Source organism: Candidatus Thiothrix sulfatifontis (assembly GCA_022828425.1).
Lineage (GTDB): Bacteria > Pseudomonadota > Gammaproteobacteria > Thiotrichales > Thiotrichaceae > Thiothrix > Thiothrix sulfatifontis.
This window is the reverse complement of the sequence record CP094685.1, coordinates 3,561,816-3,578,491: the sequence shown is the minus strand read 5'-3', so window position 1 is coordinate 3,578,491 and position 16,676 is coordinate 3,561,816. Positions and strand designations below refer to the sequence as shown.

The 16,676-nt window shown below is 45.9% G+C and carries 15 protein-coding genes; 1 reads left to right on the top strand and 14 read right to left on the bottom strand.

Going from position 1 to position 16,676, the window contains the following annotated elements:
* Nucleotides 1-37: 37 nt before the first annotated feature.
* On the top strand, nt 38-1,300 hold the full coding sequence (locus tag L3K52_17945) for a CAP domain-containing protein (protein ID UOG92049.1): 1,263 nt from the start codon (nt 38-40) through the stop codon (nt 1,298-1,300).
* 23 nt (nt 1,301-1,323) lie between these two features.
* Here the strand turns inward: L3K52_17945 and L3K52_17940 are convergent, their stop codons facing one another.
* The 14 genes from L3K52_17940 to L3K52_17875 all read right to left on the bottom strand — a co-directional run bounded on the left by L3K52_17940 (nt 1,324) and on the right by L3K52_17875 (nt 16,563).
* Nucleotides 1,324-3,690: a glycosyltransferase gene (locus tag L3K52_17940; protein UOG92048.1), complete on the bottom strand. Its 2,367-nt coding sequence runs from the start codon at nt 3,688-3,690 to the stop codon at nt 1,324-1,326.
* Between the two features lie 2 nt (nt 3,691-3,692).
* Entirely contained in the window at nt 3,693-4,724 is a 1,032-nt protein-coding gene (locus L3K52_17935) for a glycosyltransferase family 4 protein (GenBank protein UOG92047.1), read from the bottom strand.
* A complete protein-coding gene (locus L3K52_17930; protein UOG92046.1) occupies nt 4,724-6,403 on the bottom strand; it encodes a class I SAM-dependent methyltransferase in 1,680 nt (559 codons plus the stop codon). Before L3K52_17930 ends, L3K52_17935 begins: the two co-directional genes overlap by 1 nt.
* A 49-nt stretch (nt 6,404-6,452) precedes the next feature.
* Nucleotides 6,453-7,658, bottom strand: a complete 1,206-nt coding sequence (locus tag L3K52_17925) for an ABC transporter ATP-binding protein (protein UOG92045.1) — start codon at nt 7,656-7,658, stop codon at nt 6,453-6,455.
* Between the two features lie 9 nt (nt 7,659-7,667).
* A complete protein-coding gene (locus tag L3K52_17920) occupies nt 7,668-8,477 on the bottom strand; it encodes an ABC transporter permease (GenBank protein ID UOG92044.1) in 810 nt (269 codons plus the stop codon).
* On the bottom strand, nt 8,467-9,870 hold the full coding sequence (locus L3K52_17915) for an HlyD family type I secretion periplasmic adaptor subunit (protein ID UOG92043.1): 1,404 nt from the start codon (nt 9,868-9,870) through the stop codon (nt 8,467-8,469). Before L3K52_17915 ends, L3K52_17920 begins: the two co-directional genes overlap by 11 nt.
* 10 nt (nt 9,871-9,880) lie before the next feature.
* Nucleotides 9,881-11,665 (bottom strand): type I secretion system permease/ATPase, encoded by a 1,785-nt coding sequence (locus L3K52_17910; protein ID UOG92042.1) that lies wholly within the window; start codon nt 11,663-11,665, stop codon nt 9,881-9,883.
* A 265-nt stretch (nt 11,666-11,930) separates the two neighbouring features.
* Complete coding sequence (locus tag L3K52_17905) at nt 11,931-12,380, bottom strand: DUF29 domain-containing protein (protein UOG92041.1); 450 nt, start codon at nt 12,378-12,380, stop codon at nt 11,931-11,933.
* A gap of 93 nt (nt 12,381-12,473) precedes the next feature.
* Nucleotides 12,474-13,058 carry a sugar transferase gene (locus L3K52_17900; GenBank protein ID UOG92040.1) on the bottom strand — a complete coding sequence of 195 codons (585 nt, stop codon included), beginning with the start codon at nt 13,056-13,058 and terminating at the stop codon, nt 12,474-12,476.
* A 77-nt stretch (nt 13,059-13,135) separates the two neighbouring features.
* The gene (locus L3K52_17895; protein UOG92039.1) at nt 13,136-13,705 is read right to left on the bottom strand and encodes a NeuD/PglB/VioB family sugar acetyltransferase; all 570 of its coding nucleotides are present in this window, start codon (nt 13,703-13,705) and stop codon (nt 13,136-13,138) included.
* Nucleotides 13,706-13,708: 3 nt separating this feature from the next.
* Nucleotides 13,709-14,545, bottom strand: coding sequence for a PD-(D/E)XK nuclease family transposase (locus tag L3K52_17890; GenBank protein UOG92038.1), 837 nt, complete (start codon nt 14,543-14,545; stop codon nt 13,709-13,711).
* A gap of 97 nt (nt 14,546-14,642) precedes the next feature.
* A complete protein-coding gene (locus L3K52_17885; GenBank protein UOG92037.1) occupies nt 14,643-14,849 on the bottom strand; it encodes a hypothetical protein in 207 nt (68 codons plus the stop codon).
* A gap of 380 nt (nt 14,850-15,229) precedes the next feature.
* Nucleotides 15,230-16,072, bottom strand: a complete 843-nt coding sequence (locus L3K52_17880) for a hypothetical protein (GenBank protein UOG92036.1) — start codon at nt 16,070-16,072, stop codon at nt 15,230-15,232.
* A gap of 14 nt (nt 16,073-16,086) precedes the next feature.
* Nucleotides 16,087-16,563 (bottom strand): Uma2 family endonuclease, encoded by a 477-nt coding sequence (locus tag L3K52_17875; GenBank protein ID UOG92035.1) that lies wholly within the window; start codon nt 16,561-16,563, stop codon nt 16,087-16,089.
* Between the last annotated feature and the right edge of the window lie 113 nt (nt 16,564-16,676).

Sequence of the window (16,676 nt, the reverse complement as noted above, 5' to 3'; positions counted from 1 at the left end):
GTTAACGGTAATCAAATTTTGATAGAAGGTAAGAACTATGCCATTTACTTCAAGTAATGATTTGAACATTCTACAAGCAACTGATACGGGAAATGTTGGTGCCGGTGCGGGTGATGATGTATATATCATCACGCCTAGTACGATGAGTTCAGGTCAGGTTATTAATTTAACAGATAATCAAGGCGTTAATAGTATTTGGTTGCTGGGAGGAGTAAACATCGCGAGAAGCATTGTTGCTGGTACTGCGGTTCAACTAATCTTGGATAATGGAGCAATAATAAATGTATTCGGCGCTGATGGGTTTAATTATCAATTAGGTGGTAATCCGCTGCTTGATCTTAAGAGTGGAGTTGCTCAGTCATTCGCGACATTTGCCACAAATACATTGGGTGCGGCTGCGCTACCCTCTGGCACCGCTACTCTGTCAGGAAGCATCAATATCACTATTAACAATGATGGTAGTGTACATAAAAATGCACCGTCGCAACCCAGTCATCAGCCGACCGCGCAAGAACAATTTATGCTGGAGTTATTGAATCGTGCGCGGATGAACCCGGTTGAAGAGGCGAGTCTACTCGGAATTGATCTTAATGAAGGATTGGCAGCAGGAACATTGTCCACGAATCCGCGCCAACCCTTAGCGTTTAATAACGAACTGACAGCCGCAGCACGTTCTCATAGTCAAGATATGGTGGACAATGATTTCTTTGCGCATACGAATTTAGCTGGTAAATCTACGGCAGATCGCATCCAAGCAACAGGCTATACCTATACAACGTTTGGGGAAAATATTGCTTATGTTGGTACAACGGCACCGCTTTCGCAAGCATTGATCAATACGTTTGTGCAAGACTCCCATGAGGACTTATTCGTAGATGAGGGAATTATTGGGCGTGGACACCGTATCAATATGCTCAATGCAAATTTTAAAGAAATCGGTATTGGTATTGTGGATGGCAGTTTTAACAATGGCAATGCGGATTTCAACGTGGTGATGTCCACGCAGAATTTTGCAACTCAACCAAATGCGAAAGCAATATTGCTAGGTGTAATTTATGCTGACGCAGATAACAATGCTTTCTATACGCCTGGGGAAGGCATTGGTGACGTCAGTATTGTTATTCTCAATACTGCTACTAATACGACTCAAACACTGTATTCAATGACGGCGGGAGGGTATCAAGTTGCGTTACAAACAGGTGTTTATGATATAACGTACACGTTTGATGGCAATACACAATTTGTCAATGACTTGGTGATTGGCATCGATAACGTTAAGTCTGACTGGTTAATCGCGTAATCAGACTTAACAAGCCGTGCTGTTCATGTAGCAGAGTGTTGCTGTAACGCCTCTTTGAAATGTGCGGCTAACTGTTTCCAATCCGCATATTGCCTGACTTGCTGGTAAGCTGAGTTAACAACATGCGAGTAACTAGCGAGTTGCTGGGGGGTGATAGTGTTTAAAAATGCCGGTATTTCATCTAGTTCTTGCGCAATGTAGTCACGTCCTGCCATAAAGATGCCGCCTCGCGCCCCAAAACGGGTGGATATAATCAACTGCCCGCTGGCGGCAGCTTCGAGAATTTTTAAATTAGACCCTGAGCCAGCCATCATCGGGTTCAGGGAAATATCACAGGTGTGCAACAACTTCAGTTTATCGGCATCGCTGACTACCCCTAATAAGGTGAGGTTGGTGGGTATTGCAGTGTGTATTTCTGTCGCTATGGCACGGCAGACACTGCCAGCGATGATGAAATTCAAGTTATTGCATTGCGTGGCAATATCGATAATGGCCTTAAGCGCATGAATATTAGGCAGATGTAAACTTCCCATAAACAGTACCTTAAGGCGATTATCCTTTCTATCAGTTAAGCGTTGCTGAGTCGACACGAACGGAATGCTATCAATATCCACGCCATTGGCAACAATAGTGCCTTGTTTAGCAACGCCATAATAGTGTTGTAATCTATCCATATCCGCTGTGGTGCAACTGATGACGCAGCTTGATTCTTGTATACAAGCACGTTCTGCTTGCTCCACGGCGGTTAAAGCATCGTGATAACGGTGTACGTCGCCTTGAGATGCCAGCATCTCTTGTTTTAGGTCAAATTCCATATTATGGGCATCGTAGTAAAATGCCCCAGCATAAGCCGAACGTAATGCCGAGTAACCGTAAGGGTGTGATAATACTACCCAATCAGCATTAGCCGTTTCTATTTTGATTGTGTTGACCCACTCCGGTAAGGCATTAGGGTAAAGCAGTGCAGCAATATCACCCGCTGAGATTCCCAGTTTTTGGGACAACAAGTGTTCACGTTGCTCGTAGTCAAGGGATTTGGCAAGACGAATTTCCTGCATTCCCGGTGCAATGGTTACTGACTCGGTGGCGTGGCTGGCAGGCACTAACGTCACTAATACCACATTCCAGACACGCGCCAGCCACCGATACAGGTGGTAAATACGCAATTGCCCACCACTGACTGGGGGATAAACCGAAAAAGTATTGATGACTACCAGTTTTTTACGTAAGCCAACCACGAGAAATTGATGCAATTCGTTCCACGATACTTTATCGGCCCACTGTTTAGCGACTGCGCCGTAGCGGGCAGCTAATGCCGGGGTGTTAGCACAGGTTGTTAAGGCTTGTGCCAAACTGGTGACATCCGATCCAACGACCCAGCCAGTTTCAGCGTGTTTGACCAGTTCGGTCACGCCTCCGGCATCGCTGGTGGTAATAACCGGCTTACCTGCTAACATAGCTTCCAGCGTGATTAGCCCGTAATCTTCTTGTTCCGGTACAAAAACCACTGCTAAGGCGTCAGCGTAATACCGGGCTAATTGCTCGTCTGTGACATAGCCGAGGAATACAATACCGGGATTACTTTGTGCTAAATCTCGCCATGCAGCTTCACAAGGGCCATTACCGGCAATGTATAAAGGGTTCGCAATACCCGCAGCTAACCAAGCACGAATAATCAAGTCGATACGTTTAGGTTTGTCCAAGCGGCTAGCGGTAAAAAAATAGTGTTGGCTTCCCGTGTGCAAGCCGCTTAGGGAAGTGGGGTGATAAAATACTTCCACGACACTGTTGGCGGGGAAATAGCCCGAACGATTGGCAACGGTATGTGAAATGGCACAATGCCGTTTCACACCGGGGCTAGATTGCCCGACAGTATCCAGTAAATGCACAATACTCCGGCTAATTGCACCGGGGAAAGCGTACCAATCGGCAGGTAAACGTTGTTTCCACGCCAGAAAAGTGAGTAAAGCCTGAATAATTTCCGGTAAATAGTCACGATTGGCGGGCGGTTTTAACAAGAAGTCATGCAATGCGTGCAATTCACGCGGAAATTGACGCTTATCTGGAATCGCAGTGGATAAGTGCTGCGGATAAGTGTCATAAAGCCCCCGTAATTTATGTTGCATGTAAATAACATGGTTGGGGTGATTAATCATCCATGCGGGGTATTTTGTGCTAATAACTTGATCAAAATGCAGCAAATCCAAACGCGCAAAGTCGATGTAACTGTGGATGATTTCATCTAAGTTGCGTTCGGGTGAGGGTATTTTGATAAGTTCAGCACTGACGTCGGCGCGTTTATTGAGAGAGTCGACGAGCCCCCACCAAAGATTTTCTGCCCCGCCACGCACAAAAGGCACGCTGCTGGGCGCTACTACTGCAATTTTCACCTTTATCCCTCGGCTGTTAGTTTCTCAACTACATTAGACCAAGAAATACCCAGTTCTGTATACAAGGCGTGTCCAGCACGTCCTTTTTCGCGACTGAGGTGTGGTTGCGTAAACGCTTCATCAATGGCGGCAGCAATGGCTTGCGGCTCAGGTTCACAAATCCAGCCATTCAGACCGTGGGTAACAAATTCAAGTGGCCCCCCAGCATCCGTTACCGTAATCACTGGTTTGGCGGATAACATGGCCTCTAAGGTTACATAACCATAGTCTTCGTCGTAAGGCACAAAACATACCGCCAAGGCATGGGCATAAAAGGCAATTTTTTCTGCCTCGGTAATATGCCCTAGCAATACGACTTGTTCAGCCACACCACAGGCTGCAACCAGTTGCTGATAATGCGTGTATTGACCACCGATACCCGCCAGTACAATTTTCACCGGAGTTTGTAAGAATTGTGCTGCTTTAATCAATAAATCTTGGCGTTTGAGGGACTCAAGGCGACTGGGGAAAAACACGTAAGGTAATGCTTCTTCACACCGGAAATATTCCACGTAACTGGGTGGGTGATACAACGCTTGGCTGATGATTTGATTGAATTGCATCAAACGATCCGCTACCCGTTGTGAGTTGGCAAATACTTTTTGAGCTTTTCCCAGAGCGTTATTGTCATAGGGAACAATGGTTTCACGGAGTTGCTGGTGTGCCGGGTTAGCAGTAAGGGGATCAAACAACTCGTAGACTGCACGGTGTTGATGCATCAGCCATACCCAATGATCTTGGTGCTGAATACCGTATCCCGGAAATTGCAAGCTAATCACGCGGTCAATACTGATGCCGTTGGCTTGATTTAACTCTAGCCCTGCACAATAAGCCATGAGATGTTGTATATCCGTTTCAGGATGAAATTTAAACGGAAAACGAATCAATTCCGTCTCAAATCCAAATTGCTTTAGTGCGTTGTACAAGCCATTGATATGGTAGTCAGCACCACCTTGTAGGAAAGGGGCAATATTCGCGGTTAATAATATCCGCATTATTCTAAATCCCCAATGGCGGCACTTTTATGTGCAATAAGTGCAAAATCCTGCGGACCACATAAATGCCCATTAACACGCGCTGTTAATGGATCATCACCCGGTACTTTAGCGGCTTCCGGGTAGGGGTGTAGGCGCAGGGTTTGAATAGCCTGAAAATTATGGTAAGTCAGTAAGAAAGTCAGTGCAGTCGGAGTAATCGGGTTGCGGTGCGTGAAGTCGTGATAAAAAGTATGTGAGCCTACCAGCACATTTTCTGGATTGGGTGTTTCAAAAATCAATAATCCACCGGGAATCAAGACGCGATTAATTTCCATTAATATATTGAACAACGTTGCAAACGGCAAATGTTCAATAACATGAAAACTGGTGACGGCAGATAACGATGCATCCGGCAACTGTTGAAGGTGGGTGAGACCGTCAGCGTGTCGTACATCTAATCCCGATTCTTGCCCCAACGTTACCATGACGCCATTCATATCCACGCCATAAGCAGCAATGGCATTATCCCTTAGCAAGGCTAACCACTCACCCCGTCCACACCCAAGATCAAGCACGGGTAAAGTGCTTGATTGTTGTTTGAATTCAATAACATAAGGAATATAAATAGCAAGTTTTTGACGAATTTCTGCTAGTGTACCCCGATTAGCATCTTCAAAAGCGAGATAATATGCATCCATGTATTCATCTAAATGACGTGCAGCATCACTAGGGGTTAAACTGTGTATTTCCCCTTTTATATCCGCTAACAAATGCCGCAAATGGTATTGTTGATATAAAGCATCTTGCCGCGCCAAGCTGATACGCTGATGTTGTGCTATAATTTCTGTTTGTAAGCGATCAGTACGACCAAGCTGTTGGGTAATATGCTCACGTAATTGTTGATGCTCGCTTGCTTGTTGATGCGCTTGTTGTGTGAGTGTTTCAATCTCATGATTGTGATTCAATAACCACTGTTGATAAGAAGCTTGTTGCTGTACTTGTTGTGTAAGCGCTTCAATTTCACGATTATGATCCAATAACCATTGTTGATAAGGCGTCACTTTATCATTCAATAGTTGGGTAATGTTTCTATTGTTTTCTAATTCTTGTTCCAACGAATTTTTTGTGGAATTGAGTAAATGATTAAGTTGCTGAGTGTTAAATGCGTTTAACAAAAAAGCCGAGGTCTTAAACAAATAGTGTTGCTCATAAAAATACAAGAATTTAGCGAAAATTTTGCACGGTATTTTATGAAAGAATGATAACTTACCTAAATTTAATGCCTGAAGCCTACTGTGGATTTTTAGAAAATAACGAATCCAACCTAAACCGACTACTTGTACACGTTGTGCTTGACCTTCCGCAGAGTGTTGCAATTCATGAATAATAAGATAACGACTTTCCTTGTGCTTGAGACGGTGGAGATAGTTATATTTACCACTGTCATCAACCTCACGTTGCAATAGGTAATGATAAACTTTATTCACAAAATCCGTATCGTCGCCAGCTAACAGCTCATAAACGTGTACTTGTTGCATCCGCAAGTGTCTACTTATTGGCACACGATTTTTCGGGTTTATGCTGAATACTGCTGATGCAGTGTTATTGGTGGCAAGTTCGCTCGCAACACCAACTGCCGTTTGGCGCACGCGCTCAATAATCGACTTGAAAGTTGCATTTAATTCTTGATCGTTCATACTTTCTGGGTTTTCTCACTAAAACTCATGCAGATGCGTGTGCCATCAATCACTGTAGTGTTTGTTTCAAGGTAAGCGGCAGGTATGTTAACCCCGAAAATATGGGGGTATGAAAGCCTGCTACTTCAAATTCTAACGCATTATCCCACCAATGTTCACAATGTTCCAAGTGATCCATGTCTTTGTGTAATGCTAACGTCACCGTGTACTTGCCAATACCTAAATTCATGGGAAAACTCAGTTCTAACTGGGTTTGTTGCCCCGCTGGAAAACTTAGGGGTAATTCATGTTCCAGTAACGCGGTATTAGTACCAAAAATATCTTGCCCAAAGCGGTCTCTAATAAGAATCCCTAATTCCAAATCTTTAATTTCCTGTTGCGCGATGACTTGGATGCACAAATGCGCTTGTTCTCCGGCACTGAATGATTCTGTTTTAACAATTCCATTGTGTAACCATGCCGAAGTCATTTGAACATTTTTAAGACCGTATCCGGTTTTATCGGTTGGCGTGCTGGTATTTTCTGTGGCTTCTAAGCGAGCAATGACTTGATAATAGTAATTGACGGCAGCTTCAGGTGTTCCCTCGAAGACTTTTTGACCTTTGTCTAACACGATGGCACGGTTACACAATAACTTAACCGAAGTCAAATCGTGCGACACAAACAGCAAACTTCCACCCTGAGCCTGAAAAGCGCGGATTTTGCGTAAACACTTTTGTTGGAAGCGGGCATCTCCCACGGATAGCGCCTCGTCCACTACAAAGCAGGATGGGTTTGCATGAATAGCAATCGCGAACCCTAGACGCATCAACATTCCTGAGGAATACGTGCGCATAGGTTCATGAATGTAATCACCCAGTTCGGCAAATTCGACAATGGTGGCTCGGTGCATGTCAATTTCAGCAGCACTCATGCCTAGTAATCGGGCATTTACACTGATATTATCCATACCGGAGAGTTCATGGTCGAAACCTGTACCTAATTCCAGCAGCCCGGTGACTCTACCTTGGCGTTCAATGACACCTGCATCAGGTAATAATACGCCGGTGATAAGTTTTAATAATGTTGATTTGCCTGCGCCATTTTGACCAATTAAAGCTAACGATTCTCCAGCCGATAAATTCAAGTCGATATTGTTAATGGCACAATAATCACGATGTCGAAGCCCACCTAGTAAGCGCTCTTTGAGACGGTCTAATGGCGAGTGATACAGTGAAAAAGATTTTTTTAATCCCCTGATGGCTAATAACTGCAAATTTATTCCTCACAATAAATCACGGACATCCTTTTCCAAGCGTTTTTGCAGGTAACGAGCAAAAAACGCCATAATGACACCCGTGCCGAACAGTAGTGCCAATAAAGCTAAATCGGGAGCTTGTCCATGTAATATAATTTTATGCATATTGCTGACGCCCCAATAAAATGGGTTAAACATCAACCATTCCGCAACCCAAGTGGGAAGAATAGAATCTACATAAACAATAGGTGTCATCCAAAACGCTAATTGTAATAATATCCCAATAAAATTTCTCAAATCAGGCATGAATACAGATAAAATTCCTAAAATCAACCCTAAATTATAGGTAAAAAATACACTTAATAATACAATGGTCGGTATCCACAACCAATAAAGTGTAGGACTGTAATGAATAGATATTAAAAATATCCCGAAAAAAATACCAGCAATTAAGAATATAACTAATTCAACAAGTGGAATATAGAGTGGCATTAATACTAAGCTTATGGGAATTTTCTTAATTAAACTTGCTTTTTCAGCGTATATATTTGTTAGGCGTTGTAAAATTCCCGCCATTAAATTCCACAACAAAATACCACTGATCAGGTAAATGCTGTAAGCGTAAGGTGAGTCGAATTGTTGCAGACGGGCGTTCATTAGGTGTGAAAAAACCAATGTAAAAATAAGTATATAACTTAGTGGCTGCAAAAATAGCCATGCACCACCCAATAAACGATTGCGAAATTGATCACGTAGTTCCCACTTAGCAAACAGCAGGATTTTAATACCCTGCTGTTTCCAATATTCTTTACGTTCTATTGAAATATCAAGCTTCATTAAAGGCGCGTGCCAACATGTCGGTGAAAGGTTTCAGTAAATAATCCAATAGGGTACGTTCTCCGGTAAGGATCATTACTTCAACTGGCATTCCAGAAACCAATTCCAATTGCTCTTTATCCAACAAGGATAAACTTTCGGGTTTTAGCGATAAAGAGGTTTTGTAGTAAGACATTTTAGTACTTGGATCGGTTAAAGTGTCGGCTGAAACATCATCTACTTTAGCATAGATCACGGGGAAATAACGAGCATTATCGAATACCGATAAGCGTATTTCGGCATCCAACCCCGGAGAAATGACATCAATGTGCGCAGGCTCGACTTCGGCGATAATCTTGAAAGCCTGTCCATTCGGAACTATTTCCATAATAGGTGCGCCAGCTTGTAGTACCGCACCTACGGTAACAACTTCAAAACCTTTGACTTTTCCATCTACCGGTGCTTTGATCACGATGCGTGCTAATTTATCTAGGACAGCGACTTGTTGTGAATGCAGTTGTGTACGGCGAGCTTGTAATTCACTGAGTTGGGTGCTGACTTCCTTTAGGTATTCTTCGCGGTTCAAGACGACTTGATGCCCTGTTTCGGTCATACCTTCACGAATTCGCGCAATTTCAGCTTTTGAGCGTGCAACTTCGGCTTTGGTTGATGCCATATCGCCTTCCAGTTGGGTGGACTCACGTTCCTTTTCGCGCAGTTCAATGTCGGAAATTAAGCGCTGATTAAATAAACCTTGTAAGCGTCCTATGTCTTGATCCAAAGAATTGCGTCTTTTTACTAGGGTGTCAAAGCGTGCCTCTAAGCCGGTGATTTGCTGTTGCAAGCCGATGATTTGCTCTTGTGCTTGCGGTTGACGTTGTTTGAGTGCATTTTGCCCCGAAACTTGGGCTTGTTGCCGTGCTTCAAACAATTTTTCTTGGGTTTTGATAATGTCAGTCGGTATGGTCTTCAGGTGTGCCGTCGTCCACTGCAACGGAACGCCGTCGCGTTCTGCTCGTAAACGTTCTAAACTCGCCTCGACCTCCCATAACTGCCCTTCGGTGCTGTCTAATTGTGCTTTTAATTGAACATCATCTAATTCCAATAAAACCGTGCCAGCGGTTACAATGTCGCCATCACGCACGTGAATTTTATTGACGATGCCGCCGTCCATGTGTTGTACGACTTTATTTTGCGAAGCCACGACCGTGCGTCCCATGCTGACCACTGCTTGATCCAACGGGGCAAAGGTTGACCATAAAAAGAAAGCGCCGAACATCAATACCAATACTGTTATTCCAAAGATACGGTAAGGGCCATCATCTTTTTTTAGTGTGATACTGCTTGAGCTGCCTTCCGCAGCAATCAATGTACCTTCTTGTATAACGTTTCCTAGTGCGACTGAACTACTCATGATAATTACCTTAACCCTTACTTCCGGCTGTAATGGATGACACAACAGCTACTCTAGGTTGTTGTTGTGAACGTGCTTGAGCAGCAGCGACTGCCTGTTGGTTTTGTGCGGCTAATTGCTGCAATACGTTGTCGCGTTCCCCAAATAAACGTACTTGTCCTTCTACCAACAACAGTACCTTGTCAGCTATTTCTAAAATACTACGGCGATGTGTCACTAGAATTAGCGTTGTACCTTGTGACTTGAGTTGTTTACACGCATTGACTAAGGCTAATTCCCCTGCATCATCCAGGCTTGCATTGGGTTCATCTAAAATCACGACGCTAGGTTTGCCGTAAATGGCTCGTGCTAACCCGACACGTTGCCGCTGCCCGCCAGAGAGGGTTGCCCCACCAGGGCCGATCAGGGTGTCATAACCCTCTGGCAAGCGACGGATCATCTCATCAACACCCGCCATACGAGCGGCATCCATGACTTTCTCTGATTCTATTTTGTTAAATCGCGCAATATTTTGGGCAATCGTGCCCTCAAAAAGTTCAACATCTTGGGGTAAGTAGCCAATATGAGAACCAAGTTCATCACGATTCCAATGCCCAATTTCAGCACCATCTAATCGGACTTTGCCTGCGGCTAATGGCCAGATGCCGAGTAAGGCACGTAGCAGTGACGATTTTCCAGAAGCACTAGGCCCCAACACCAATAGAGCATCTCCAGGCGCGATGTCAAAGCTAACACCTCTCAAAATGGGTTGCTGTGAACCGGGAGGAATAAGGGTGGCGGATTCAACCCGTAAATCGCCTTTAGGCGCTGGCAAAGACATTCTGCGATCGTTATCAGGGATGCCTTGCAGCAACTCTTCTAGGCGTGCATACGCCATGCGTGCTGAATTAAATTGTTTCCATGCGCCAATCATTTGGTCAATCGGGCCTAAAGCACGCCCCATCAGGATAGAGCCAGCAATGATCATACCGGCAGTAATTTCATTATTAATGGCTAGGTATCCGCCTAAACCCAGCATTAATGATTGAAACATGATGCGCAAGGTTTTACTAAAGTTCATCCAAATGCCTGCTTTGTCGGAAGCATCGGATTGTGCTTGTAAAAAAGCTAAATGTTGACGCAACCAATGTTCACGCATGGCAGATTCCATGCCCATTGCGTGTAGTACTTCGGCGTTGCGTAACTGCGCACTCATCGCACTGGTGGATTGAATATTTCGGTTATTAGCATCTTTCATGAGATCGCGGGTAGAAACCTCATTCATGATGGCGAGTCCAATCAAAATAGCCGACGCAAATAGAGCGAAAACACCGAACATCGGGTGAAATACAAATAGAATAGCAAAGTAAATTGGAATCCAAGGTGCATCAAAAAAGGCGAAGGGGCCATTTCCTGTCATAAACTGACGCATACTTGTCAGATCATTCAAGGGTTGCGAAGATGCCCGACCTGGCTGACGCAGCGCCATTTTAGTCATGGCGCTATACAGGCGAGAATTTAAGCGATCATCCAGTTGTGAACCAATTCTGACCAGCATCCGTGACCGCGCATATTCCAGCAACCCCATGGTAATGAACAGCCAAACCACGATTAACGTAATCATTAGCAAGGTTTCTAGGCTGCGGCTCGCCATGACACGGTCGTATACTTGCAACATGTAAAACGACGGAACAAGCATGAGTAGGTTGATGAAAAGACTGAAAAAACCTACATAAAAAAAGCTTCCGCGAAAGCTATCCAAAACCTTCTTCAGCTCTGACTTGTCGTCATTGACCCTTCTGCTTTTCGCATTCATATATTATTCACCCGATAAAAATTTGAGTGGTAAAATTAACGCAATGGAGGGCTATTCAGCAAGTTCAAAGCATCTTTTTTTGTGACAAATGTCACAAAAAGTTGAGGTGCATAGACTGCGTAATAGAATCATGTATTCATTAGTTTTTGTTATGATTCCAAGCGATTATCTTGGTAATAACTTCATCAACTTAACGTATAGGACTTAAGTGTAAAAAGCGCCTTTGCCGTGACTGCTTGCGCCGTAGGTGAAGAAAATGGTGATGTTATGGGGTAATGCCTGATTCTGGCCAGAATGTCTCATCCATAAAGGTTTCATATGTCCACGGGCAGTTTTTGGGGAAATGACTGATAGGCAAACCTGTTTCACGCATTGCACCTTTTACAGCATAGCCATAAGCCCTGATTATTAATTCAGGTAGTTTGCTTTTTAGCCCCGGATTTTCCTGTAAATGCTCAAGGATGCGTTCGCGTTGTTCGATAATGGTAAATTTCCAACTATTTCCTTGATAAGCAGGTTGGTACTGCCATTTGAGCAGGTGCACGAGCAGGGTTTCCAAAAAGGATTGTAGGGCACGCTTTTCGGATTTACTCATGTCTTCGATTTCCTCGATGATGTGTTCCCAGTCCACTTGGTCAAATTTACGTTCGCGCAGGAGTTGTGATTGTTGTAATGACCATGTGTAGAGGTCTTGGTCGTAGGTGGCTTGGTTCATGGTGGTGATACCTGTGAGTGTTGCCGATGTTGCGATTATATACCCCACGAAACATCATCTGCGAGTAAATGATTAGGCGCTCTATCGGTAAAATTAGTGAGTCACCCCTTCGCTGCGGATGACTTTGAGCGCGGTCAGCCAGATCATTTTCAGGTCAAACCAGAAGGATTGGCGTTGCAGGTATTCGGCATCCAAGGCGACTTTTTGCGGGATAGGCAATTCATCGCGCCCGTTGATTTGCGCCCAACCTGTCAAACCGGGGGGGATGCGGTGCACAGACCGCTCAGTACGTAAGGCGATCAAGTCATCTTGATTGAACAGGGCAGGGCGTGGGCCAACAAAGCTCATATCGCCTTTGAGGATGCTCCACAGTTGTGTGATTTCATCAAGGCTGGTTTTACGCAGGAAACCACCGATCGGGGTCAGGCAAGCTTTGGGGTCTTTCAGCGGATGTGTGGCGACGGCGGGGGGGGGGCGGTACGCATACTGCGTGCGGAATTTGGGCATTTTGAAGATGCGGTTGTTTTCACCCACACGATCAGACCAGTAAAAAATAGGACCAGGTGAGGTGAGGCATACTAGTAATGCCACAACTAAACCCGGTATTAGTAGCATGGCGGTAGCTAGCAGTGCTAATGCCAGATCAGATTGACGTTTGAAGGTTGGATGTGAGTTCATAATGATTCCCCTGTTAAGCCCAGCAATAAACTGACTATTGTTATATAAGCTGGATTAATTAATGGCTGTGATGATTATCACATTGTGGGTGGAAACGTGCTGTTATCGGGTAAGTCATGGGTGACGGTTGCACCCGCTGCGATGGTGATATAGGGCAAAATCAACGCACCTGCACCAACGAGGCACCGTGTGCCGAGGCGTACTCCGCCACCGATGACGGCACATTGGGCGATGTGGCAAAAGTCACCAATGAGGGTATCGTGTTCGACCACGCTGTTGTGATTGAGGATGCAACCTGCACCGATAACGGCATCAGGGCCGGTGATGCTGCCAGCGGTTAGCAAACTACCTCTGCTGATGGTTGCGCTTGGGTAGCAGGTAGCGCGGGGGTGAATGGCGGTTGCGGGGCTGATACCGCGCTGTTGCCATGCGGTTTGCAAGGCGTGGCGGATGCGGTTATTGCCGATGGCGAAGTGGATGGTGTAGGCGGCTGAATCCTGTATGTCAGCGGGAGTGAGGATGGGCAAGCCGCAGTGCTGTTCGTGAGTGGGTTTGTCATCCAAAAACGCGGTGATGGTTTTGCCCATGCTGGTAAAAGTGTGAAACACGACTTTGCCGTGTCCGCCTGCGCCGTAGATGTAGAACATGATTTAACGCGATTTTCTCAGATTGCGGAGTTGTTCTACTTGCTCCAAACTTAAGCCCGTTTTTTGCGCGATGGTCTGGTCATCAAGGAGGTCAAGCAAGTTGGCTGCAATGCCTAATGCTTGTTGGTGTTTGCCTTTTTCTATTCCCTGCTGTATGCCTTCCTGAAGGGCTTTTTCCCGCTCTTCTTTGCGCAATTCGTCTTCGCTGTATTCGTCTTTCATGCGGGCGTGGTCTTCGGGGCTGAGGGTGGCTTTGCGAATGCTGCGCAGAACTTTTTGCACACATTGGTTGTGGTAAGCGGATTCATCGACTTCCTCGTCGAGACTGTCATTGATCGCCAGCATCCATTCCCGCCAGGCTTCGGGGGTTTCATCGTTGAGGTATTTGGGGCAGAGGTAAATAATTTTGTGAGGTATCTCGCCCAAGCCGACACCGTGGCGGTCTTTGGGGTCGAAGTCGATCATGGTCATGTCCCGCGCATGTTTATCACCGGAGGTAAGTACCACGATGGTGTAGACGGCGAGTGCTGGGCGGTAGTCCTTGGCTTGAACCGCTTGTTCTAGCAAGGCCGCACAATGGTAGTGCAAAAAGCGGTGGTAATGATCCGCATGGCGGCGGTGCTGGATGTCAACGATAATGCGATTGACCTTATCTTCGGCGAACAGGTCAAAGTGATTGGCGATATTGCCAATGGCATTGGGGAAGGATTTTTCGGTTTCGACATGATCAATGATCAGTTCAATACCGAGGATGTCGCGCACGAAAGCGGTGAATACATCGGGCTGGGAGAAGGCTTTTTTGAAGATCACGCCATAGCGGAGAGAAGCAACGGCTTGCATGGTGAGTACCTTGATAATGACTGTATCGGTCTGGAGTATAGCATACCTTAGCTCTGGGCTTGCAGGTTGCCGCAGAGGCGTTGGGCGATGGCGCACATCACATTCCCCATACACCCAAGGTATGACCTTGCCAGTGTTGTTCCCGTTGCCAGATTTTATCATCCCATGTTATTTCGGGGCGGCGGTCGAAAATGATGAGGTGGGCTTCGGTTGCGCCACACTGGTCGGCGTAGCCTACGGTTTGTTCCAGCCCTTCGGCAATGGTGGCTTCCAGTGATTTATAGAGGATTTTGAGTTCCAGCACGATGCGTTGTATTTCGCCATAATAGCCTTTTTCTTCATCGACAGGCCATTCGATAAACAGATCGGTACGTTTTCTGCCTAAGCCGTATTCGCGGTTGATGCGCCCGCCGCCGTTGATGATGCGTTGCAGGAAGGCTTGCAGTAGCAGTTGTGGCCCGGCTTGTAAGCGGGCGGGTTTGCCTAAGGCGCGGCTGAGGTGTTGCAGGCGTTCGGTTTCTGTCAGCTCACACGCGATTTTTTCGTTCTTCTTGGATTGTTTGACTCAAATTGCCGTTGAGGTCGGTGTGTTGTGCAACTGCAATAATTCATTGACCCGTTTGGCAATCTCTAGCTTGGCTTGCCGCAATAATTTGATGGGCGGGGTGGCGGTCAACGACTTTCCTAACGCAGTTGGGCAACTTGTGCGTTGGTCAAGCCCGTTTTTTGCGCGATAGTGGTGTCATCCAAGACATCCAGCAGGTTGCGGGCAACGGTCAAGCGTTCGGCTTGTTTACCTTGTTCCAGCCCTTGTTCCAGCCCTTGTTCCAAGCCCTTCAGCAAGCCACGTTGTTCGGCTTTTTCCCATTCGGTACGGCGTAATTCTTCTTCGCTGTATTCGTCTTTCATGCGGGCGTGGTCTTCGGGGCTGAGGGTGTCGCGGCGGATGGTACGCAGGACTTTTTGCACACATTGGTTGTGGTAAGCGGATTCATCAACTTGTTCATCGAGGCTGTCGTTGATTGCCAGCATCCATTCGCGCCACGCTTCAGGGGTTTCATCGTTAAGGTATTTGGGGCAGAGGTAAAGGATTTTGTGCGGTATCTCGCCCAAGCCGATCCCGTGGCGGTCTTTGGGATCGAAGTCGATCATTGCCATGTCCCGCGCGTGTTTATCGCCGGAGGTCAGCACGACAATGGTGTAAACAGCGAGTGCGGGGCGGTAGTCTTTGGCTTGCACGGCTTGTTCCAGCAAAGCGGCGCAATGGTAGTGCAAAAAGCGGTGGTAATGGTCAGCATAGCGGCGGTGTTGGATGTCCACGATAATGCGGTTGACTTTATCTTCGGCGAACAGATCAAAGTGGTTGGCGATATTGCCAATGGCATTGGGGAAGGATTTTTCGGTTTCGACATGATCAATGATCAGGTCAATGCCGAGAATAGCCTTCACAAACGCGGTGAAAACGTCCGGTTGGGAGAAGGCTTTTTTGAAGATCACGCCATAGCGGAGGGAGGCAACGGCTTGCATGGTGGGTGTCCTTATCAAAAATCAATATTTGAAGGAAAATAATTGACTTTTTTGGATGTTAATAATTCGCCATTCTGGTCATAGAACGTCATATTGCCCATTTGATCACATAGCCAAAATTCTTCTGCACCTTTTTCAAAATAGAGTGTTTTCTTATGATTCATCTCTGCCAATGTATTGCTGGGGGATAACACTTCTACACAAATAATAGGGGCAAAGGCTGAGGTAATATTATTTTTGATGGTGATGGCTTGTTCCATTGTCAATAAACCAACATCGGCTACTTTGACCCCATCAGCCGTTTCGACTGGAAACTCTGGCACAACTAACCAGTCACCTGCTTGCTTGTTGAGTAAGGCAATAATTCGGGCTTGAAAAATAACGTGTCGCACACTGGCTGGACTCATAATGATCTGCCCTTGTCTGTTCAATTCCATTTTATAGGGTAGGTTTTGCAATGCGGGGTTAGTGCAGACTTCTTGCCAATTCATCACGTACCGCCTGATTTTTCAAGATTAATGGATTATAGCGTAGCAGAGCCTGATGAGCCTGTAAATTTCGGTTCTGTGGTGGGGTAGGCGAGAGCAGTGGGATTAACAGAGCC